The 19,648-nt window shown below is 39.9% G+C and carries 20 protein-coding genes and 2 other annotated features; of the genes, 5 read left to right on the plus strand and 15 right to left on the minus strand.

What is annotated here, in order from left to right:
* Position 1: 1 nt before the first annotated feature.
* The 4 genes from ACFQ19_RS05005 to rplU form a co-directional block, all read right to left on the minus strand.
* A complete protein-coding gene (locus tag ACFQ19_RS05005; protein WP_379591007.1) occupies positions 2-529 on the minus strand; it encodes a Spo0B domain-containing protein in 528 nt (175 codons plus the stop codon).
* A gap of 153 nt (positions 530-682) precedes the next feature.
* On the minus strand, positions 683-973 hold the full coding sequence (gene rpmA / locus ACFQ19_RS05010; RefSeq protein ID WP_379591009.1) for a 50S ribosomal protein L27: 291 nt from the start codon (positions 971-973) through the stop codon (positions 683-685).
* A gap of 14 nt (positions 974-987) precedes the next feature.
* Positions 988-1,320, minus strand: a complete 333-nt coding sequence (locus ACFQ19_RS05015; RefSeq protein ID WP_379591073.1) for a ribosomal-processing cysteine protease Prp — start codon at positions 1,318-1,320, stop codon at positions 988-990.
* A gap of 17 nt (positions 1,321-1,337) precedes the next feature.
* Positions 1,338-1,646 carry a 50S ribosomal protein L21 gene (gene rplU / locus ACFQ19_RS05020; RefSeq protein ID WP_379591011.1) on the minus strand — a complete coding sequence of 103 codons (309 nt, stop codon included), beginning with the start codon at positions 1,644-1,646 and terminating at the stop codon, positions 1,338-1,340.
* A gap of 15 nt (positions 1,647-1,661) precedes the next feature.
* Positions 1,662-1,737 (minus strand) — a sequence feature (ribosomal protein L21 leader region).
* Positions 1,738-1,939: 202 nt separating this feature from the next.
* Between rplU and ACFQ19_RS05025 the strand changes: the two genes are divergently transcribed.
* Together ACFQ19_RS05025 and ACFQ19_RS05030 are read left to right on the plus strand one after the other, a co-directional pair.
* Positions 1,940-2,722, plus strand: a complete 783-nt coding sequence (locus ACFQ19_RS05025) for a peptidoglycan DD-metalloendopeptidase family protein (RefSeq protein ID WP_379591012.1) — start codon at positions 1,940-1,942, stop codon at positions 2,720-2,722.
* Complete coding sequence (locus tag ACFQ19_RS05030; RefSeq protein ID WP_379591013.1) at positions 2,706-3,572, plus strand: site-2 protease family protein; 867 nt, start codon at positions 2,706-2,708, stop codon at positions 3,570-3,572. Before ACFQ19_RS05025 ends, ACFQ19_RS05030 begins: the two co-directional genes overlap by 17 nt.
* 79 nt (positions 3,573-3,651) lie before the next feature.
* Here the strand turns inward: ACFQ19_RS05030 and minD are convergent, their stop codons facing one another.
* The 8 genes from minD to ACFQ19_RS05070 form a co-directional block, all read right to left on the minus strand.
* Entirely contained in the window at positions 3,652-4,446 is a 795-nt protein-coding gene (gene minD, locus ACFQ19_RS05035) for a septum site-determining protein MinD (protein ID WP_379591014.1), read from the minus strand.
* Positions 4,439-5,125 carry a septum site-determining protein MinC gene (minC, locus tag ACFQ19_RS05040; RefSeq protein ID WP_379591016.1) on the minus strand — a complete coding sequence of 229 codons (687 nt, stop codon included), beginning with the start codon at positions 5,123-5,125 and terminating at the stop codon, positions 4,439-4,441. The genes minD and minC overlap by 8 nt, the downstream gene beginning before the upstream one ends.
* Positions 5,126-5,238: 113 nt before the next feature.
* On the minus strand, positions 5,239-5,763 hold the full coding sequence (gene mreD, locus ACFQ19_RS05045; protein WP_379591018.1) for a rod shape-determining protein MreD: 525 nt from the start codon (positions 5,761-5,763) through the stop codon (positions 5,239-5,241).
* The gene (gene mreC, locus ACFQ19_RS05050; protein WP_379591020.1) at positions 5,760-6,650 is read right to left on the minus strand and encodes a rod shape-determining protein MreC; all 891 of its coding nucleotides are present in this window, start codon (positions 6,648-6,650) and stop codon (positions 5,760-5,762) included. The genes mreD and mreC overlap by 4 nt, the downstream gene beginning before the upstream one ends.
* 12 nt (positions 6,651-6,662) lie before the next feature.
* A complete protein-coding gene (locus tag ACFQ19_RS05055; RefSeq protein ID WP_379591022.1) occupies positions 6,663-7,703 on the minus strand; it encodes a rod shape-determining protein in 1,041 nt (346 codons plus the stop codon).
* Positions 7,704-7,894: 191 nt separating this feature from the next.
* Complete coding sequence (radC, locus tag ACFQ19_RS05060; RefSeq protein ID WP_379591024.1) at positions 7,895-8,581, minus strand: RadC family protein; 687 nt, start codon at positions 8,579-8,581, stop codon at positions 7,895-7,897.
* Between the two features lie 758 nt (positions 8,582-9,339).
* Positions 9,340-10,206: an SPOR domain-containing protein gene (locus ACFQ19_RS05065; protein ID WP_379591026.1), complete on the minus strand. Its 867-nt coding sequence runs from the start codon at positions 10,204-10,206 to the stop codon at positions 9,340-9,342.
* Between the two features lie 120 nt (positions 10,207-10,326).
* Positions 10,327-11,583: a bifunctional folylpolyglutamate synthase/dihydrofolate synthase gene (locus ACFQ19_RS05070; RefSeq protein WP_379591028.1), complete on the minus strand. Its 1,257-nt coding sequence runs from the start codon at positions 11,581-11,583 to the stop codon at positions 10,327-10,329.
* 193 nt (positions 11,584-11,776) lie between these two features.
* Between ACFQ19_RS05070 and ACFQ19_RS05075 the strand changes: the two genes are divergently transcribed.
* A complete protein-coding gene (locus tag ACFQ19_RS05075; protein WP_379591030.1) occupies positions 11,777-12,670 on the plus strand; it encodes an ATP-grasp domain-containing protein in 894 nt (297 codons plus the stop codon).
* Entirely contained in the window at positions 12,670-13,530 is an 861-nt protein-coding gene (locus ACFQ19_RS05080; RefSeq protein ID WP_379591032.1) for an ATP-grasp domain-containing protein, read from the plus strand. The genes ACFQ19_RS05075 and ACFQ19_RS05080 overlap by 1 nt, the downstream gene beginning before the upstream one ends.
* Before the next feature lie 32 nt (positions 13,531-13,562).
* On the opposite strand, the gene ACFQ19_RS05085 is transcribed toward ACFQ19_RS05080, so the two are convergent.
* Positions 13,563-16,208 (minus strand): valine--tRNA ligase, encoded by a 2,646-nt coding sequence (locus ACFQ19_RS05085; RefSeq protein WP_379591034.1) that lies wholly within the window; start codon positions 16,206-16,208, stop codon positions 13,563-13,565.
* Positions 16,209-16,278: 70 nt separating this feature from the next.
* Positions 16,279-16,520, minus strand: a binding site (T-box leader).
* Positions 16,521-16,726: 206 nt separating this feature from the next.
* Here ACFQ19_RS05085 and ACFQ19_RS05090 point away from each other — a divergent pair.
* Positions 16,727-16,915 (plus strand): hypothetical protein, encoded by a 189-nt coding sequence (locus ACFQ19_RS05090; RefSeq protein ID WP_379591036.1) that lies wholly within the window; start codon positions 16,727-16,729, stop codon positions 16,913-16,915.
* On the opposite strand, the gene ysxE is transcribed toward ACFQ19_RS05090, so the two are convergent.
* A complete protein-coding gene (gene ysxE, locus ACFQ19_RS05095) occupies positions 16,912-17,910 on the minus strand; it encodes a spore coat protein YsxE (protein WP_379591038.1) in 999 nt (332 codons plus the stop codon). The two genes, ACFQ19_RS05090 and ysxE, sit on opposite strands and share 4 nt — an antisense overlap.
* Before the next feature lie 185 nt (positions 17,911-18,095).
* Positions 18,096-19,256 (minus strand): stage VI sporulation protein D, encoded by a 1,161-nt coding sequence (spoVID, locus tag ACFQ19_RS05100; protein WP_379591040.1) that lies wholly within the window; start codon positions 19,254-19,256, stop codon positions 18,096-18,098.
* Positions 19,257-19,648: the final 392 nt, after the last annotated feature.

The following is a 19,648-nucleotide window of genomic DNA, read 5'->3' on the forward strand; positions in this document are numbered from 1 at the left end:
GCTATTCACCTCTTTCATCTTTTGCAATACTCCATTCAAAACTTGTTTGTTCTTTTTCTATAGTGACAGAAATTCCATATCGTTGTTCTATTGCTGATGCATTTTCAACTGCGATGTCTTTTATGTTCATTCGAATAATCCAATCAGATTCTCTTTCTTCTATATAAAGAAAAAGGTCATACACATGAAATTCTTCTGCAGCCTCTGATAAAACAGCCAAAAGTTTTTCACAGGTCAAGAGAAGCTTTTGCTCATTAATGGATGTTTCAGCTGATTCCAGCAAATCTACATGATATGTAAGTGTAAAAGAAGGATATACATCCTGAAATTGTAAAACCCAAATTATAAAGGTATCTGCATTTAAGCGCATCAATTTCCGTTCCTCTTCATAAAACTGAAGCGTATTGTCTAAATGATATTTTGCTTTATCGGCGCTTCCCATACTCAAATAGCCGGAAACAATTTGTAATCGATTCATTAAATCATGCCGGTATTTCTGTATTAAACGAACTGTTTCCTCTTCCCCCATGTCTTCACCTCATTAAAGTTGAGTATAGCAGAAAAAAGCGGAAATCAAAAGTCGGAAACGGAAGAATACCACCTTACACAGGCAAAAAGAAAGAAGGCCGCCGAGATATAATCTCGACAGCCTTCTGGTTTTTGAAATAAACCGCAGTAAGCATTAAGCTTCTTTAGCTTCTGGGTAAACACTCACTTTTTTACGGTCTCTGCCAAAGCGTTCGAATCTCACAATACCATCAATTTTAGAGAAAAGTGTATCATCTCCGCCGCGGCCAACGTTCTCACCTGGGTAAATTTTTGTACCGCGTTGACGGTAAAGGATAGAACCGCCAGTTACAAACTGACCATCCGCACGTTTGGAACCAAGACGTTTTGATTCAGAATCACGACCGTTTTTAGAGCTACCTGTTCCTTTTTTCGTTGCAAAATATTGCAAATCTAGACGTAACATGAAAATGCACCTCCTTATAAAAATTTCAGTTGAACATGCTCGTCATAACTCGCTTCAATGGTTTCCAAAGAAACAATCATTCCTTTTACCAGCCACTGAAGCTTTTCCAGTTTTTCAGAGCTTATATTCGCTGGAAGCTGCACAGCTAAATAACCACCGTCATCAGCTCCCTGATCAATATCGAGGTCTGTATCACACAGCTTCATCATTGCATTCACAGAACCAAATGTCACAGCAGAAACACCAGCACAGACAAGATCGTATCCATAAGGACCGCTCTCTGCATGTCCGGTAACTTCAAACGCTGTAACCTGATTATCTGATTGAAAAACAGTTATTTGAATCATGATGATCAACAGAGACCTTATAGACTGATTTTGTCGATAACAAGCTTCGTATAAGGTTGACGATGACCTTGCTTACGATGGTAGTTCTTTTTCGCTTTGAACTTCACAACATCAATTTTCTTTTGACGGCCATGTTTTTCAACCTTTGCAGTTACAGATGCACCATCAACGTATGGAGCACCAACTTTCACATCGTCTCCGCCAACGAATAGGACTTTCTCGAAAGTTACAGTGTCTTCTACACCGCTGTCCACTTTCTCGACATAGATTTCTTGTCCTTCCGTTACTTTAACTTGTTTACCACCAGTTTCAATAATTGCGTACATTTATATGCACCTCCTCATTAAACTCAGACTCGCCATTCAGGTACTGCATCTAGCAAGTTTAAAAACCTGTTCTGCGCGGTTGTAGCACGGGTGCTACTTAGAATAACAGATAAATCTTACCACTTTATAGGCTCCATTGTCAACCATTGTTTTTCATTTACACGCTTCCTTACAAAAATCAACGCTACTTCAGTTCTGATAAAGTATCTCTTTGTCTTTGCAGTATTTAATCATACAAACTGCTTGTTCCACATAAAATGAATTACACCACGCTGTAAAGGATAGTGAGATGGATGGATAAAAACATTAAAAAAATCCGGAAAACCATTGAAATGCGTCAGAAAACAAAAGGGTTAAACCAAAAAAAACAATACCAGCAAGAAAATTATCTGCAAAATAATGCTTTACCGGATATGGAAGAATCGCATGGATTCTACCCTTCCGTATCTGCCAATCATACAAATACAGCCGTTCCTGAAAACAATGCTCGCATAACCAGTATTGCTGTGAAAGCTCTATTGTCTGTTTCCCTTTTTCTCGGGACAGCATTTGTTACTGAAATGGACAGACCTTTCATGGACCAGCCCAAAGAATGGATAAATACCACTTTAACAAATCAGTTCCCTTTTGCAAAAGTAAATGCATGGTATTCAGAATCATTTGGCACGCCATTATCTTTCCGGCCTGATCCAGTTACAGAAGAGGCAGTTACAGAAGGAGCTTTTCTGCCAGTCAATGGAGCTATTTCAGAGCCTTTCCATGAAAATGGCCAAGGTATTTATATCGATGCAGAAGGAGATAAGAATGTGGCAGCCGTGCAGGAAGGAATTGTCGTATTCGCCGGTAATGACCGTTCTACTGATAAAACGGTTAAAATCCAGCATGCGGATGGTACAACAACGCAGTATGGCTTTTTAGATTCTATTGATGTCCATTTATATCAGCATATTTCTGATGGTCAAGTCCTTGGAACCCCAGGAACGGGAAATGACAGCACTTCTGTTTTTTTCGCCATTGAACAGGAAAACCAATATATTGATCCCGAGCAGGTGATTCTTGTTGATCAACAGCCTTAAAAATGCATTCCAACTGATTCATTTTCATCCTATTCTATGGATATTTATAGTTATATCTTTTTTAACAGGATCCTTTACGGAATTGACCATTATTTTTAGTATTGTGTTCCTTCATGAATTAGGACATTATATTGCTGCTTCTTCTTTCAGATGGAGAATTTCCGCTATAATGCTTTGGGCGTTCGGCGGCGTTATGAAAACAGATGAGCACGGAACTCGTCCTGTCCGTGAAGAAGCCATCGTCATTATGGCAGGCCCATTTGTTCAAGTTTTAATATATGGACTGCTTTATGCCATGTCACCCTTTGGAATAATCCCGGAATACTATTATGAATTGATTTTATACTATAATACCATTATTCTTCTTTTTAACTTGCTGCCGATTTGGCCATTGGATGGCGGAAAACTTATTTTTCTGATTTTAACGACATTCTTAACCTTTAAAAAAGCTTATTACACAACGATTATTGCTTCATTAGCTATATGCGCCATCATTATTTTAGCACAGCTTTTTTTCTTCCCATTTACACTGAGCAGTTTTCTTATCTGGCTATTTTTAATACATGAAAACCGGAAAGAGTGGAAATATCGCTTTTATGTTTTTATCCGTTTTCTTTTAAAGAGATACGAAGGCGGCCATTTTGTACGTGCTATCCAACCAATCTATGCATCTTCTCATGACAGTTTTTTAGATGTATTAGCCCGATTTCATCGTGAAAAAAAACATACGATTTATATCGAATACCCGGATAAAGAACGGGTTTCTGTGGAAGATAACGAGTGTTTAGCATTTTACTTCAATGAAAGACCCTATCGAAAAACAATTGGAGAATCTTTTATTGGATATTAATCAAAAACATCCGGCAAATCATTTGATTTGCCGGATGTTTTTTTACCAATATCAATCCTTTTGCGTTGAACAGCTAATATTATATTTTAAAGAATGCTTTGACCTTTTGCATAAAACTTTTTTCTTCCTCGAGCGGCTGCAGCGGAACAGTTTCACCTAAAATTCTTCTTGCTATATTACGGTAGCTGATCGATGCTTTAAAATTCGGATGCAGCGCAATCGGCTCTCCCTTATTAGAAGCTTTAATCATCTCTTCATCATCCGCTACAATACCAATCAAATCAATTGCCAGCAGTTGGACAATATCATCGACATCAAGCATATCCCCGTTTTTCATCATATGATTGCGAATTCTGTTTATAACGAGTCTTGGCGCTTCCACCATATCTTCATTTTCAATCAGTCCAATAATCCGGTCCGCATCCCGTACGCTTGAATTTTCAGGTGTTGTCACAACTATTGCTCTGTCGGCACCAGCAACAGCATTTTGAAAACCTTGTTCTATACCGGCTGGACAATCAATAATGATATAATCATATTCTTGTTTTAATTCTGTTATAATTTCCTTCATGCCATCAGAGGTTACGGATGTCTTATCACTAGTTTGCGCAGCAGGAAGCACAGAAAGATAATCAAAACGTTTATCTTTTATTAAAGCTTGCTGCAATTTGCAACGTCCTTGAATGACATCAACAATATCATAAATAATCCGATTTTCGAGTCCCATTATGACGTCGAGGTTACGAAGGCCGATATCTGTATCAATTAAACAAACTTTCTTGTCCATTAAAGCCAGAGCTGTACCAATATTTGCAGATGTGGTTGTTTTACCAACGCCGCCTTTCCCCGATGTGATGACAATCGCTTCACCCATTATTCATTCTCCTCTCAAATGCGCTAATCACCTTTTTCTGTTTCGAAAGGATTTTGATTGAGTCAATCACAATCTTATCCTGATCCGGATCAATGATTCCGCATTCCATGTATACTCCATCAGCTTCATAATCAGGTGCCCGGCTGATATATCCGGCAATTCGAAGCTGCGCCGGTTTCATATAAGAAGCAGCTATAAAAGCCTCCTTATCTCCCTCTGTTCCGGCATGGGCAATCCCCAGTAAATTACCCATAATGTAGATGTTTCCTCGAGCTCTTACTCTGCCCCCGGGATTCACATCACCAACCAAAAGTAAATCACCTTCTGTTTCCAGTACTTGTCCTGATCTGACAATCTGATTAACTACTTTTAATTTACTCTGATCCAGCCATGTTTTAGCATCTTTAATCGGTATAACTTCGGATTCCATGGCCTCTATTTGGAAACGGTTCTTTTCTTCAATAATTTCTTTTAATTGCTGGCGCTGTTCATCTTTTAAATAACGATGACCTAATTTTACTTTAACGGAAACGACTGGCTCTTCTTTTTTCGGGCTGCTGGCTTCTAGTTTTTTGACTAAATCTTGTACAATTTCTTCAAAAGAAGCATCTTCATCTATAAATAAAATTAAACCATCTCTTGTCCCTTTAATCGTGATGGTTGGTTTGGTTTCTTGCACGATCTATTCACCTCTTTTTTCAGCAGCCAGCTCCAACCTGAGAAGCTGACTGAGCAGAGTCTGCTGTCCTTCCATAAATATACGTCTAAAAAGAAGCATTTCAAACGGTCAGCTCAGCTTAATTCTCTGCCCCATTTGCGCATTGGCTTGATGATTATTGGATAGATGACTACTAAGAATAAAAGATTCATAAGAATAGTAGGCACCAACCGATTCAATAAGTAGACTTCTATCGGCATGTCTGCTAATCCAATCACCGTAAAAATGGTATAAATACTCACATCAGCTAAAGCAATTCCAAAAGCGGAGAGGATTAACAACACATAAAAATTTCCTTGCAGCATTTTCTTTAGACCGCGGACAATATATATAACCAGTGCATATGAAATCATATAAACACCTAAAATACCTGTATACACGATATCAAAAAGCAATCCAAAAATCAGAGCATATAACACAGCATAATAAGTATCATTACGGTCATAAAAAATCGCAATATAAATCAGCATTACAAACAGCCAGTGCGGCACAATCATATAGGAACCCATTAACAACTGATGGGGTAACAGCTCTAAGGCCACTCCACTCAATACCATTACTACGAAAAGAATGACAGGGAATATCACACGTCTAGTCAAGACTCGTCATTCCCTTCTGCTTCTACCTCTTCCTCTTCTTCCGGCTGATCAATCGAACGGTTCACAACAATCACATTCCGTATATCAAATAAATCTGCCGCCGGTTCAACCATTGCAATTCTAGTTAGGCCATACTGGTCAGCGACCACTTCACTTACTTCGCCGATCGTAATACCTGCCGGAAATTCACCGCCCAGTTCGGAAGAATAAACGGTATCTCCTTCTTCGATATCTGAATCCGATTCTTCAATAATACGGAATAACAGCATCTCTGTTTCTTCATCAAATCCTTCAATCATGCCAAAAATATCACTGTCGTCTTCTCTTAATACCGTCGCAGAAACACGATTAAATTCATCAAATCCTGTCAATAATTGCACTGTAGACGTTCCTTCTGATGTACGCAGGACTTTTCCAATCATTCCTTCTGCTGTGCGGACAACCATATTTTCCGTTATTCCGTCATTCTCTCCCCGGTTAATGGTCACTTGGTCTACCCATTGTTCCGGTGAACGGGCAATAACCGTTGCATAGATCGGCTCATAATCCCGGGAGGTTTCCGTCATATCGATCATAGAGCGTAATTCTTCATTCTCCTCTTCCAGCCGCTGCAAATCATATGCTACCCCTTTTTGCTGCGAAAGCTGTTCTCTTAATACTTGGTTCTCTTCAAATGTTGTTTTGAAATCACTGATATTAGAAGCAATATCCGTAACAAATGTTACTGGAGCTTGTGCAACATTCTGCACCCAGCCTACTGCATCACTGACAGCCTTTTCTGCAAAGTTTAACTGTCCCCGGTTGTTCAGGGAGTATCCGATTAAAACAACGAGTACAATGAATCCGACTAGGATTATAAATAATTTCTTGCTTCGAAAAAAATTCATACAAACACCTACTTAATAATTTAACACGCGTGAAGACACACTTGGAGCTGAACGAAATTGATCAATATAATCAAGTGATTTTCCTGTTCCGATGGCGACACTCTCCAATGGTTCGTCTGTAACAAATACCGGGATTTTTGTTTCATCACTTATTACTTTATCCAGATTTTCTAGAAGTGCTCCGCCTCCGGATAACACAATCCCCCGATCCATGATATCAGCGGATAATTCCGGCGGGGTATTTTCCAGCGTTGTTTTGACTGCATTGACAATAGCATCGACATTATCATCCAAAGCTCCAGAAATTTCTTCAGATGTAACTGTAATTGTTTTTGGCAATCCCGTCAACAAATCACGTCCTCTGATATCCCTTTCTTCTCCAATGATGCCTTTTTTCGCTGCTGCTATATCCATTTTAATCGATTCGGCGGATCTTTCTCCAATCATTAGGTTATAATTTTTTCGTATGTAAGAGATAATAGCTTCATCCAGGTCATCTCCTGCGATTCGAATGGAATTACTTGTTACAATGCCTCCCAATGAAATTACCGCTATTTCCGTTGTTCCGCCTCCAATATCAACAATCATACTTCCTGTCGGTTCCCAAACAGGCAATCCTGCTCCAATCGCTGCCGCAAAAGGCTCTGCAATCGGATAGGCTTCTTTTGCGCCTGCCTGTTTTGTTGCATCGATAACCGCCCGCTCTTCCACCATCGTAATACCGGAAGGAACACATATCATGACATTTGGTTTCTTCGCAAAAAGCGACCGGTTCTTCATTGCTTTTTTCATATAATAATTCATCATCACGGAAGTTGTATCGTAATCAGCAATAACCCCGTCTTTCATCGGGCGGATAACAGAAATATTCCCAGGTGTACGTCCAATCATCATTCTTGCGTCACTTCCAACAGCCTCGACCTCACCTGTTTCCATATTTTTAGCAACAACAGAAGGTTCCCGGACAATAACGCCTTTTCCTTTTACATAGACTAATGTATTTGCTGTTCCTAAATCAATCCCCAAATCCTGCGAAAAATTAAATATCCCCATTATTTTCATCCTTTCTCATTCTCATATCAATCGTTTTTATTTCTGTTTTCATGTATATAAACACGCATGATGGAGCGAATAGCTTGATTATACAATTTGAAGAAGCGCCACTTCTGTATTAATAAGAAAAATGGCGCTGAAAATTAATACCCTATACAATTATACGAAAAAATACTAAAAATAGATAGTATTTATAAGTACCCTTTTTGTTTTAATGAAACAAAACACTCGTTACCAATTACTAAATGGTCAATGACTTCAATTCCAATTATTTTTCCGGATTCCATCAGCCGTTTCGTAATAAGGATATCTTCCTGTGATGGAGTCGGGTCACCAGAGGGGTGATTATGACACACTAATATCGTAGCAGCGGAGCGTTTCACAGCTTCACGGAACAACTCGCGTGGATGTACAATACTGGCATTAAGCGAGCCGATAAAGAGGGTTTGCCGATGAATGATTTGGTTTTTGGTATTTAAAAAAAGTGCTACAAAATGCTCCTGTGCTAAATTACGCATCTCTTCCATAACATAATTGGCTCCGTCTTCAGGGGAACGGATAATATAGGCATCTAAAGACTTATAACTGCTGATTCTTTTCCCGAGTTCAATTGCTGCCAATATGTTCATACTTTTTGCAATACCTATTCCTTTTATCGCTGTTAATTCTTCTACAGTAGCATCTCTTAATAATTTGATCCCCTCAAAATGCATGAGAATACGATCTGCCAGCAGTTGTACAGGTTCATCCTTTGAGCCGCTTCCTATTAAAATAGAAAGTATTTCTTGATTACTCAGCTTGTCTGCACCATATTTGAGCAGTCGTTCTCTCGGTCTGTCTTCCGTTGGTAAATCCCGGATGAAAATTGGTTTTCCCATGGTATCCCGCCTTTCTTTTTAATTACATCATATCGATACCAGGTATGGATTTCCACTCGATAATTCAGCATTTCTATCAGCGTATAGCACATCAAAAAGGATTTTTTCTACGAGGAAATAACGGTTTTGTGCTTGGTTTTTCAGCATAAAAATACATTTCACTCAATTTTGGCACTTTAAAAAGTAACTTTCATTCCATAGAAATAGAGGGAGTTTCTTCCATACAGCTGTTGCCAAAGGGCAGAAGGTGAAGTGTAAGGCGACCGCTGAACTGCTCCCTGCGGCGGACCGTTTTGCTTTCCTAGGGGCACGCTCTTCAGCTAACTTTTGCCAAGAAGGTCGCTTGGCAAAAGTGGATCTTCAGAGGGTGCTGATCCCTCAGGAGTCAAAACGGTCCGCCTCCGCTGGTGGGATGTTCTAAATATGAAATAGCTGAACAAATAAACGTAGATCAGACAGAACACATTTTTCGTGGTGCGTGGTAAAAATGTTCCGCAATCATTTTTTCTGTGCATGAAAGCGATTATTTCATCTCACTTCATCAGGATGTTATTTCTTCCAAACATTGTAGCGTCCTTTTAGAGCGCAGGCCAACCACGTAGACTCCTATGGGAAAGCGCAAATGTCTTCGGTGGGGCGAGTAACCGCAGCCTCCCAGCCCCAGCCAGTTACACTGTGATAAGTTTATCCATGATGACAGTCCTTCATTTTAAAATAACAATCCCCTTGGAATGTAAGTTTTCCAAGGGGATTGTTATCTATAATTCATCATATGCTTTCATCCAGCTTAATAATTGATAAAAGGAAGGTTCACCCTGCATTTCCGTTAAGCTTGTTACTAACTCATCAATGGTGGCTCCTTCTTCCGGGGCTTTGTCCGCTAAAGCGGTGATTGTTTCATCTGCAATCGGCTGGGTGACATCTGCTTGTTGAAGCTGTTCATCAAAAAAAGTTTGAAATGCAGTAATCCATTCTCTTTCCGCTTCTGTCATTTCTATTTCTTTTGGCTGCGTATTCCATTCCTTCACATAAAGATCTGTCTGATTATCAGAAAGAGAGGCAGCAAGCGATTGAGCTGCATCTTCTGACGGTGTGATACCTGCCATCAGAAAAAATTCTCCATCTCTTTCAAAAAACACAGGCTGTATATTTAAATCTGTCAAGCTGGAAATTAATGGTTCTGCATTTTCTTGTTCCGAAAAAACACCAGCCTGCAAGATATACGATTCTAATGGATCGAGAGAGGTGGTCACAGTGTCTGTACCCAGGTTCGCTTCCTCTTGTTCTGCTTGTGTGACGGCCGTCGTTGTTTGCGAAGGACTCTCAGCATTTGACGGAGTATCTACTTGTCCAAACATCCGGATAAGAAAAAAGCCGATGATTGATCCGACAAAAATAGCACTTCCTGCACTGATTAAAATGGTTTTCCATACACTATTTCTTTTTCGATGTCCTTTCACCGGACGCTCCACTGGTACCAGTGGCTGCAAATCCGCTTTTGTCTGTTCTCTTTCCTCCGCTGCTGCCGACTCTCTTTCTGCATCATCTTCTTTGGAGGAGGTATGGACTTTATACGTCCAATTGCCTTTCGTATCTTTGATTATTTTCGGTTTGTGTTTTGCCATCCATTCGCCCTCCGATGCTAGTTTTGTTTCACTCTAGCACAGCTTTTGTAAAAAGTAAGGCGAATCATGGCACTTCCTTTGATAATCGTTCTACAAATTTCTTATCCTATCCCTCTGGATCTATTCCGAATCTTCCATTGATTTGACAAACGAACGGACCAGGCTTGTAAATTGGAATGAACCGGTAACCAGAACGGGTTCCATGGAAGTTCTTATCTTATCTTCCAGCCACGCTTTCCAGTCCGCAACCTGTTCACCTTTATCTTGAATCGGGTAGTCCGTAAGAGAAGCAGCCCGGGGATGTTCAAAAGTTGTTATATATAAATTCGGAAACACATCTGTAAGCAATTGCTGCATTGCTTGTACATCTTTGTCTTTAAAAGCAGCAAACAATACATGTACTTTTCTTCTTGGGTAAATCGCTCTCACTGTTTTAATAAAAGCTTTTACACCTGCTTCATTATGCGCAGCATCCACTAAAATAAAGGGAATATCATGTATTTTTTCCATTCTGCCAGGTATCGTCGTTTTTTCAATCGCTTCAATCCCAACACGCATATCCAAATGACCAAATCTATTTTTTAACACTTTTATAGCTTGTATAGCTATCGACGCGTTATGGTGCTGATGTAAACCAATACTTTGTAATTTTATACGGTAGCTGGAAGCGATATTCTTCCATTCAAATTCATCAATTTGCAGGTCATTTACCATAAAGTCCATTCCGTACCGGTATACAACAGCACGCTTTTTATTTGCTTCATGAATAATCGGCGTCAGTCCTTCTCCTTCTACACCTGTTATAATTGGTGTCTTTGGCTTAATAATACCCGCTTTATGCGAAGCAATCTCTTTTATCGTGTCACCCAAAAAAGCCGTATGATCTTTGGAAACCGTCGTAATAATTGATAAAATGGGGTTAATGACATTTGTCGTATCTTCTCTCCCTCCCATACCGGCTTCTATAATAGCTATATCCACGTTTCGGGAAAAATACAAAAATGCCATCGCAGTAATAATTTCAAAATGGCTCGGTGAATGCCCTTCTTGATCCATGCGTTCAATCACCGGCTCCATTTCATGAAATAATTCTGTAAACACATTCTCTGAAACAGGTTCTCCGTTATGAAGAATAAATCCGGTCAGTCCATGCAGTGTCGGGGATGTAAATGTTCCTACCCGGTAACGGTTTGCTCTTAATGCAGCTTGCAGAAAGGCTCCTGTAGATCCTTTTCCATTCGTGCCGGCAATATGAATAGATGTAAATTTTTTCTCTGGATGATCGAAAGCATCTAATAATGAATCGACCCGATCTAATCCCGGCTGCACGCCAAGTTGCTGACGTTTTTCAAAAAAATCATGGATGTTTGTATTCATCTCTCTTTCCTCCTTCATCTATTCGTCGTATACTGATTATCACAGTATGATTGTCCGTAATCCCTCTTACATACAAAAGAATCATTTTATGGAAATAAAGTGAAAAACGGCTACTTCATCTCCTGGTTGGTTTCATCGGATTTGTCATGTCCGTTAAATCTCATTTCACCGTAAAGAGAAAGGATGTTCTAATTTGAATTATACAGGTTGGATTATTATTAATGGAAGTATCGCAACAGATAAATTTCTGGACTATGCAAATATGATTGCAGAAGCTGCAGAAAAACAACATATTCAGACAATCTGTTTAAAAAATGATGCGGTTTTAACTTTATTATGCCCGAAAAATGGCATGGTGTCATCTATCGCAAATGATGTTAAACTGCCTGATTTTGCTTTTTTTATCGATAAAGATATATACATAGCAAGACAACTGGAGCAGCTCGGTGTTCGTGTATTTAATGCATCACGTACGATTGAAATCAGCGATGATAAAATTTACACGTATCAATTGCTCAGCCAGCAACAGATTCCTTTCCCTGAAACAATCATCGCTCCGAAAAAGTACCATGGAGGAAACCTCCCTTCTGCTTATATACAAAAAGTCACGGAGTTTCTCGGAATCCCTCTGATTGTTAAAGAAGCGTTCGGTTCCTTTGGAGAACAGGTTCATTTTATTTCCACCTACGAAGAATTAACAAATATTATTCCGATGATGGAACAACGTCCGTTTGTATTCCAGCGTTATATAGCGGAGAGCAAAGGACGGGATATCCGTGTGCAAGTTGTTGGTGAGAAAGCTGTAACTGCTGTAGAACGACAAAATAACAAAGATTTCCGTGCAAATGTAACAAATGGAGGAAAAATGCTTCCGTTTGCGCTTGATGATAAAACAGAAAAGTTGGCTGTCAGGGCAGCAAAAGCAATTGGAGCTGATTTTGCCGGTGTGGATTTATTATATGGCCCAAATGAGGAGCTGCTGGTTTGTGAAATAAATGCCAATGCACATATCCGCAATCTATACGAATGTACCGGAATCAACGTTGCCGATGACATGATATCCTATATAAAAAAGGAGCTTTCCTGATGAAAGGCTGGCTGATTTATACAATATCTGATTCTATCCGAAATAAAAGTTATATTGACTGGTTTATCGATGAAGCGCAAAAACAATCTATCGAGCTGGTCTTATTACACAGAGAAGAAATTTCAATCGGCATTTATCATAATAAACCGGTTATCTATGCAAATGGAAAAGAAATAACTGCTGATTTCGCTGTCGTGCGGACGGTCGATCCACTTTTGAATAAACAGCTGGAGCAAATGGGGATAGCCGTATTTAATAAACCTCTTATCTCAGAAACATTTAACCACAAAGCCTATGGTTACTTAGCCATCCAGCAGCTAGGCATCCCTGTTCCGGAAACATATTACTTCCCGGGAAATTTGACTCCTTCTTCCTCGCCGCTGGATTTCCCTTTTGTTGTTAAAACAGCGGCAGGAAAAGGGGGAAGTCAGGTGGTCATGCTTCATCATCTAAAAGAATGGAAAGCGTACTGTCAAAACACCACAGAAACCTTTGTAGTACAATCTCCGAAAAACATACAGCCAGGCAAGGATTTACGGGTCTTCGTGATTGGTAAAGACATCATCGCAGCAGTTTTACGTGAAAACACAAATGATTTTCGGGCTAATTACTCCCTGGGAGGGAAGGCATCATTATATACATTAAATCAAACTGAAAAAAGAACGGTTCAAAAGATAATAGATGCTTATGATTTCGGACTGGTCGGGATTGATTTCATGTTCTCTCATGACGGAGAATTCATTTTTAATGAAATTGAAGATGCAGTTGGCTCACGTACGTTGAGCATGCTTAGTAATATTAATCTTTTGGAAAAATATGTTCATTTTATAAAAGAAAACTTGCGGTCAAACCTAAAATAGCTATGCGAAAATATCCGCATAGCTATTTTTAATTACTGCTTCAACTCTGCCAAACGGGCTTTTACTTTCGCCTGTTTATCCAGATAATCTTTTTCTTTCTGCTTTTCCTCCTCCACCAATGATTCCGGTGCTTTGCTGATAAAGCCTTGATTCGAAAGTTTCTTCTGCACTCTTTCCACTTCTTTATCCCATTTTGCGAGTTCATTTTCCAAGCGGGCAATTTCTTTATCAAAATCAATTAAACCTTCTAAAGGCAAGAAGATTTCCGCTCCGGTGACAACAGATGTCATTGCTTTGTCCGGCGCTTCGATGCCTGTGGCGATCTGCAGGGAACTTGGATTACAGAAACGTTCTAAATACTCCCGGTTCTTCTCTAATTCCTGCACAAGTGCTTCATTTTCAGCAGAAATAAGCATCTCAATCTGCTTCGACATCGGCGTATCCACCTCTGCACGGCTGTTACGTACCGATTTGATAATGGCAACTAAGCGCTGCATTTCCGATACGGCTTTTTTATCATCAAATGCCGGATTTACTTCTGGCCATTCACTGACGGTAATAGAAGCTCCTTCATGCGGAAGCTGCTGCCAGATCTCCTCAGTGATAAACGGCATAAATGGATGCAGCATACGCATTGTCTGATCTAAAACATGCGCCAAAACAGAACGTGTTGTTTTTTTCTTTGTCTCATCCTCGCCATATAACGTCAGTTTTGCCATTTCAATATACCAATCACAAAATTCATCCCAAATAAAGTTATAGAGATGTCGTCCTGCTTCTCCAAATTCATATTTATCCGCATTTCGTGTTACGTGATCAATCGTTTCATTCAAACGGGATAAAATCCATCTGTCTGCAACGGTTAAATCTCCTGTTAAATCAATATCCTCATACGTAAAACCTTCCATATTCATCAGAGAAAAACGGGAAGCATTCCATACTTTATTGGCAAAATTCCAGGTAGACTCAATTCTTTCCCAATGAAAACGCAGGTCCTGGCCAGGTGTGGATCCCGTCATTAAGAAATAACGCAGGGAATCAGCGCCATATTGGTCAATGACATCCATCGGGTCTACCCCGTTACCTAAGGATTTACTCATTTTTCTTCCTTCTGCATCACGAATTAAACCGTGCAGCAACGTATCTTCAAACGGGCGTTCATCCATAAATTCTTTCGATTGGAAAATCATCCGGGATACCCAGAAGAAAATAATATCGTAGCCTGTTACTAATACATTCGTAGGAAAATAACGTTTCAGGTCCGCAGATTCTTCATTGGGCCAGCCCATCGTAGAAAACGGCCATAACGCAGAGGAAAACCATGTATCCAATACATCCTCATCCTGCGCCCAGTTTTCTATATCAGCAGGAGCTTCTTTACCTACATAGATTTCTCCTGTTTCTTTATGATACCAGGCCGGAATCCGGTGCCCCCACCATAATTGTCTGGAAATACACCAGTCACGAATATTATCCATCCAGTTGAAATATGTTTTTTCAAATCGGTCCGGAACAAAATTTACTTTTTCCTCCGGTGATTCCTGCATGCTTAAAGCGGAAGATGCCAGTGGCTCCATTTTGACAAACCATTGGGTGGATAAGTAAGGTTCAACAACGGCGCCGCTTCTCTCCGAATGCCCAACTTGATGCGGACGTTCTTCGATTTCAAACAGCACATCCTGCTCTTGCAGGTCTTTAACCAGCTGCTTCCGGCATTCAAAACGGTCTAACCCCTGATACTTGCCGGCATTTTCGTTCATCGTGCCGTCTTCATGCATCACCAGCACACGCTCTAAATCATGACGGTTGCCGATTTCAAAGTCATTCGGGTCATGGGCAGGTGTTATTTTTACTGCACCAGAACCAAGTTCCATATCTACATAATCATCGGCAACTATTTCCATTTCTCTTCCTACAATCGGCAGGATAACCGTTTTACCGATCAAATGCTGATAGCGCTCATCTTTGGGATGAACAGCTACTGCAGTATCCCCGAGCATGGTTTCCGGACGGGTTGTCGCAATTTCAATAGTCTCTTCACTATCTTTGATAGGATAACGCATATGATAAAATTTCCCCGGGATTTCCTCGTAAATTACCTCTATATCGGATAGTGCTGTTTGCGTGGAAGGGTCCCAGTTAATAATATATTCCCCGCGATAGATCAAACCTTTTTCGTAAAGACGGACAAACACCTCACGAACTGCATCCGATAAACCGTCGTCTAACGTAAAACGTTCACGGGAATAATCCAAACCAAGTCCGAGCTTTTCCCACTGCGAACGGATGAAGTCAGCATATTCTTCTTTCCATTCCCATGCAGTTTCTAGGAATTTTTCGCGTCCAAGCTCATAACGGCTCGTTCCCTGTTCTTTCAACTTTGCCTCTACTTTTGCCTGCGTGGCAATTCCTGCATGGTCCATTCCAGGCAACCACAAAACATCATAGCCCTGCATGCGCTTCATACGCGTAATCGTATCCTGCATGGTTGTATCCCATGCATGCCCTAAATGCAAACGGCCTGTAACATTTGGCGGCGGAATAACAATCGAATACGGTTCCTTTTCAGGATCATCTTTCGCTTCAAAAAATTTACCATCTAACCAAAATTGATATCTTCCTGCTTCCACTTCTTGCGGGTTGTATTTAGGAGGAAGCTGATTTTGTTCATCTGACATGTTAAAAACCTCCTTGGTTCATGTAACAAAACTTTCCCGGAAAACGTAAAAAAACCTTTTCATCCTTATAATAAAGGACGAAAAGGTATATTTCCGTGGTACCACCTTTGTTTGCTTATGAAAAAGCTTTACAGCTTAAGTAAGCACACTCAAGGTCATGGATATCGGCTGACAACCGGAATCTCCTACTGCCTTTTCAGAGATTCTACATCCGAGACGACTTCAAGAACAACCTTCCCGGGAAATTTCCACCACGTGATTTCCCTCTCTTAAGAGCGTTTATTCTTTACTACTTCTCTTCAACGTATCCGTATGTTTTCCTAGTAATATTTATTTTATCTGTTCCTCTAAAGAACGTCAACTACATTCTTTTGCATGTACCGATAAATAGGCGTTCGTCCAGTCCATATAAAAAAGTATATCTATATTATTGACACACTTTTTAGAAGTTTATACATACCATAATATATCACATTCCAGAAGTTTAACTTCATGCAAATAAACAGGAGGAGAGGAAAATGTCCCGTTTTTATCGTTATCGGATCCCGCCATGGGCTAGAAAATGTATTTTCGTTGCGGAAACAGTTGTGACGCCAATTATGATTTTTCAACTTATCCGCACACTTTTTTTACCCACTACACTGGATATTTTAATACTTGCTATATTGATTGGTCTGGTGATTGCCTTTTACCTGCAGTGGATTTAGTCCGGCTGTTCCTCTTTTGACTCATACGTTTCTTGAATAAATTCTACCCAATTCATCGCAAACTCCAAACGGCGGAATTGCTGCTGCAGCTCTTTCACCTGCGTTACCATCGATTTCTTGGTACGGCGTTCTGTATAATTTTTTAATACACTTAAATATGAGGAAGGATTTAATAAATAAACCGAAATAAGCTGCATTTCCTTTACAGTAAGGTGATTGGTTTTTTGATAAACCGTAAATGCTTGTTGTATGGTTTTCTCCGGCTGATTATAGGCACCTGTCAATGTCCGGAAATAATGGGATAAATCGCGGGCCGGATGCTCCAAACTACCCGCTTCCCAATTAATTAAATAACCGCCTTTGGAATGGGTATCATCGACCCGCTGATGACATAAACTTGCAGACCATAAAATCTCCGTTTCTTCCTCCCCATAAATTTGTTCCAGCTTTTCCTGCAATAAACTTACAGCATGGCATAGCCCTTTATAGTGGGTGCAATATAAAAGTTCAAACGGAGACATGTATTTTCTGCTTTCATAATCTGTGACACGTACCTGAAATTGTTCCAAAGACTGTTCGCAAAAGTTGGAAAAACCTTGAAAAGACGCTTTCAGATGTTCTGATTTAATACGGCTGGTCTGCCTCGTTTTTTTATGGATTTGTGCCAGTGTCTGCAGCGTCCGCTCTATATGATACGCAGAATCCGTCATTTCAGGAGAATCAATCCAGGGTGTTAAATAATAATAAAAGTTCTCTTCTTTATGGAAAAATGTATTATCCCGGGTTAAATAAACAGGTAAAATCTCCGTCACATTTTTTTCACGGGCAATGTGATAGACATGCTGCCAGTCTTCTATTGTCTGCTCGGTTAAAAAACTCCGCTTCAATGCATATTCCTGCATACCATCAAATACTTTTACAACTCGTTCGGTCTGTTTTTCGATACTGACAGGATAGATATGATATGCTTCCAGCACTTTCTTCCATATATTCATCACGTGTCACCTCCAGTTGAAGTCTTTTTTTCCCCGAATAAGTCAAAATAAGCCTATGTAAAACTGCTGCACAAATAATCTTATCCATTATTTGCGCAGTGTTTTTTATTTATGATGATTATTTATCAAGGAGAACAGTCTGTAAATTCCCGCCTTAATATAGTGAGTAAGAAGGTAATTTTACTTTATGGAATATAAAGCAGCTGTCCTTCATTGACTTCATAATCAGCGTCTAACTGATTATGTTTGATTAATTGCAGCGGGCTGACGGCAAAACGTTCGGCTATTGTATCAATCGTATCGTTTTCCTGAACAATACATAACCGCATTTTGCTATAATGATTCTCCTCCGCTTCCCGGAAAATCTCTGTTAATATGGAATCACTTTCGGATCGTGCTTCTTCTTTTTCCTGTGTGACAACCTCTGTGATTTCTTCTTCCCGAGATGTGTCTGAATAGACTGCATCTTCTATATAATCAATGAGCTCAGACTCATCCGTCCCGCTCCACCCTGTTTCTTCCTCTATTCCTTCCACTTCTTCGATCAGCACCGACTCTGCCGTATCATCCATTTCCAAATTCTCTTCTTCCGGCTTTTCCTCTTCCGTTTCTTCCTCGGAAATGGTTGCTTCGGAAAGGGATTGAAAATAATCAGAAAGCGGCTGTGATTTTATTTTCCACCGATCCGGATCATTTTCATCCTGTTGTTCGGATACCGGTTCCTCTTCTGTTGTTATCTGTTCCGCTGATGTCAGATCCTCTTCTGTCGTTTCCTGCTCTGTTGACGTTGTTTGTTCATGACGTGTTACTATTTCTTCCGGATGTTCTATTTCAAATGAAAATGTTTCTCCCACTTGTTCTGTATCAGCTTCTTGTGACTCTGGCTCCTCTTCTTCCGGACGGTAGACCTCATCTTCCAAAATTCCCTGAATTGCTATCTCGGCAGTTATTTTTAAATTGTCCGAATCGGATAAATGATAATCAAAGGACTCAATTTGTACCGTGACGTCCTCAATATTTTGAACTCGTTGAGGGGGAACGGATATATCTACCGGAAATTTATGTGTAAATACATAGAGCCCATTCACCTCTCGAATACTTTCCACATACCGTTTTGCTTGAATCTGATCAAAATCAAAAATTTCTTCTTCTTCACCTCCTGCATCCACCTTTTGGTATTCTCCTAGAAGTTCAATATTGCCGCGAATAGAAATATAGTTATCTAATGATTCGATAGTAATTTCCGGCTCAATGGAAATGCCTCTGATTTCTTCTACTTCCTGTCCTTTTTCAAAAAAAAGCGATTCTTCCAGTTCAAAAATAAATGAATTAGAATCTGCGGACAAATGTATTCCTCCTCTCGCAAACAGTCCAGATGCGAATCATTCGTTATCATTTATATGATTGGAAGAAGCGGAATATGCCAAGAAGAAAAAGACAGCTTGGAATACATATCAATAAACTTTTCTGCATTAACTCAACTTGACCACTAAAGAATAAGTATATAAACCTTGCTGTTTCAGGTTAAACAGACTCCCTATTATCACACTTGCTTTTCGTTAAAGCGACCTTCAATTTTTGAGCAGGGTATGGTGTATAGCTCCCACTCCGGCCAAGCCCTCCGCTTTCCGACGTACAACGGTCCGCCGCAGCGGCAGGCTTACACTTCACCTTCTCTTCTTCAATTGTATGGAAAGGAAATTACTTTTTAAGGTACGAAAGTTGTTACTATTCACAG

The sequence above is a fragment of the Oceanobacillus locisalsi genome (genome assembly GCF_042675985.1).
Taxonomy (GTDB): Bacteria; Bacillota; Bacilli; order Bacillales; family Amphibacillaceae; genus Oceanobacillus; species Oceanobacillus locisalsi.

What these genes read in the sequence shown, in the direction of transcription:
- ACFQ19_RS05005 (WP_379591007.1), bottom strand. Translation starts at nt 529, where the DNA reads ATGGGGGAAGAGGAAACAGTTCGTTTAATACAGAAATACCGGCATGAT.
- rpmA (WP_379591009.1), bottom strand. Translation starts at nt 973, where the DNA reads ATGTTACGTCTAGATTTGCAATATTTTGCAACGAAAAAAGGAACAGGT.
- ACFQ19_RS05015 (WP_379591073.1), bottom strand. Translation starts at nt 1,320, where the DNA reads ATGATTCAAATAACTGTTTTTCAATCAGATAATCAGGTTACAGCGTTT.
- rplU (WP_379591011.1), bottom strand. Translation starts at nt 1,646, where the DNA reads ATGTACGCAATTATTGAAACTGGTGGTAAACAAGTTAAAGTAACGGAA.
- ACFQ19_RS05025 (WP_379591012.1), top strand. Translation starts at nt 1,940, where the DNA reads ATGGATAAAAACATTAAAAAAATCCGGAAAACCATTGAAATGCGTCAG.
- minD (WP_379591014.1), bottom strand. Translation starts at nt 4,446, where the DNA reads ATGGGTGAAGCGATTGTCATCACATCGGGGAAAGGCGGCGTTGGTAAA.
- mreC (WP_379591020.1), bottom strand. Translation starts at nt 6,650, where the DNA reads ATGAATTTTTTTCGAAGCAAGAAATTATTTATAATCCTAGTCGGATTC.
- ACFQ19_RS05055 (WP_379591022.1), bottom strand. Translation starts at nt 7,703, where the DNA reads ATGGGGATATTTAATTTTTCGCAGGATTTGGGGATTGATTTAGGAACA.
- radC (WP_379591024.1), bottom strand. Translation starts at nt 8,581, where the DNA reads ATGGGAAAACCAATTTTCATCCGGGATTTACCAACGGAAGACAGACCG.
- ACFQ19_RS05065 (WP_379591026.1), bottom strand. Translation starts at nt 10,206, where the DNA reads ATGGCAAAACACAAACCGAAAATAATCAAAGATACGAAAGGCAATTGG.
- ACFQ19_RS05070 (WP_379591028.1), bottom strand. Translation starts at nt 11,583, where the DNA reads ATGAATACAAACATCCATGATTTTTTTGAAAAACGTCAGCAACTTGGC.
- ACFQ19_RS05080 (WP_379591032.1), top strand. Translation starts at nt 12,670, where the DNA reads ATGAAAGGCTGGCTGATTTATACAATATCTGATTCTATCCGAAATAAA.
- ACFQ19_RS05085 (WP_379591034.1), bottom strand. Translation starts at nt 16,208, where the DNA reads ATGTCAGATGAACAAAATCAGCTTCCTCCTAAATACAACCCGCAAGAA.
- ACFQ19_RS05090 (WP_379591036.1), top strand. Translation starts at nt 16,727, where the DNA reads ATGTCCCGTTTTTATCGTTATCGGATCCCGCCATGGGCTAGAAAATGT.
- ysxE (WP_379591038.1), bottom strand. Translation starts at nt 17,910, where the DNA reads ATGAATATATGGAAGAAAGTGCTGGAAGCATATCATATCTATCCTGTC.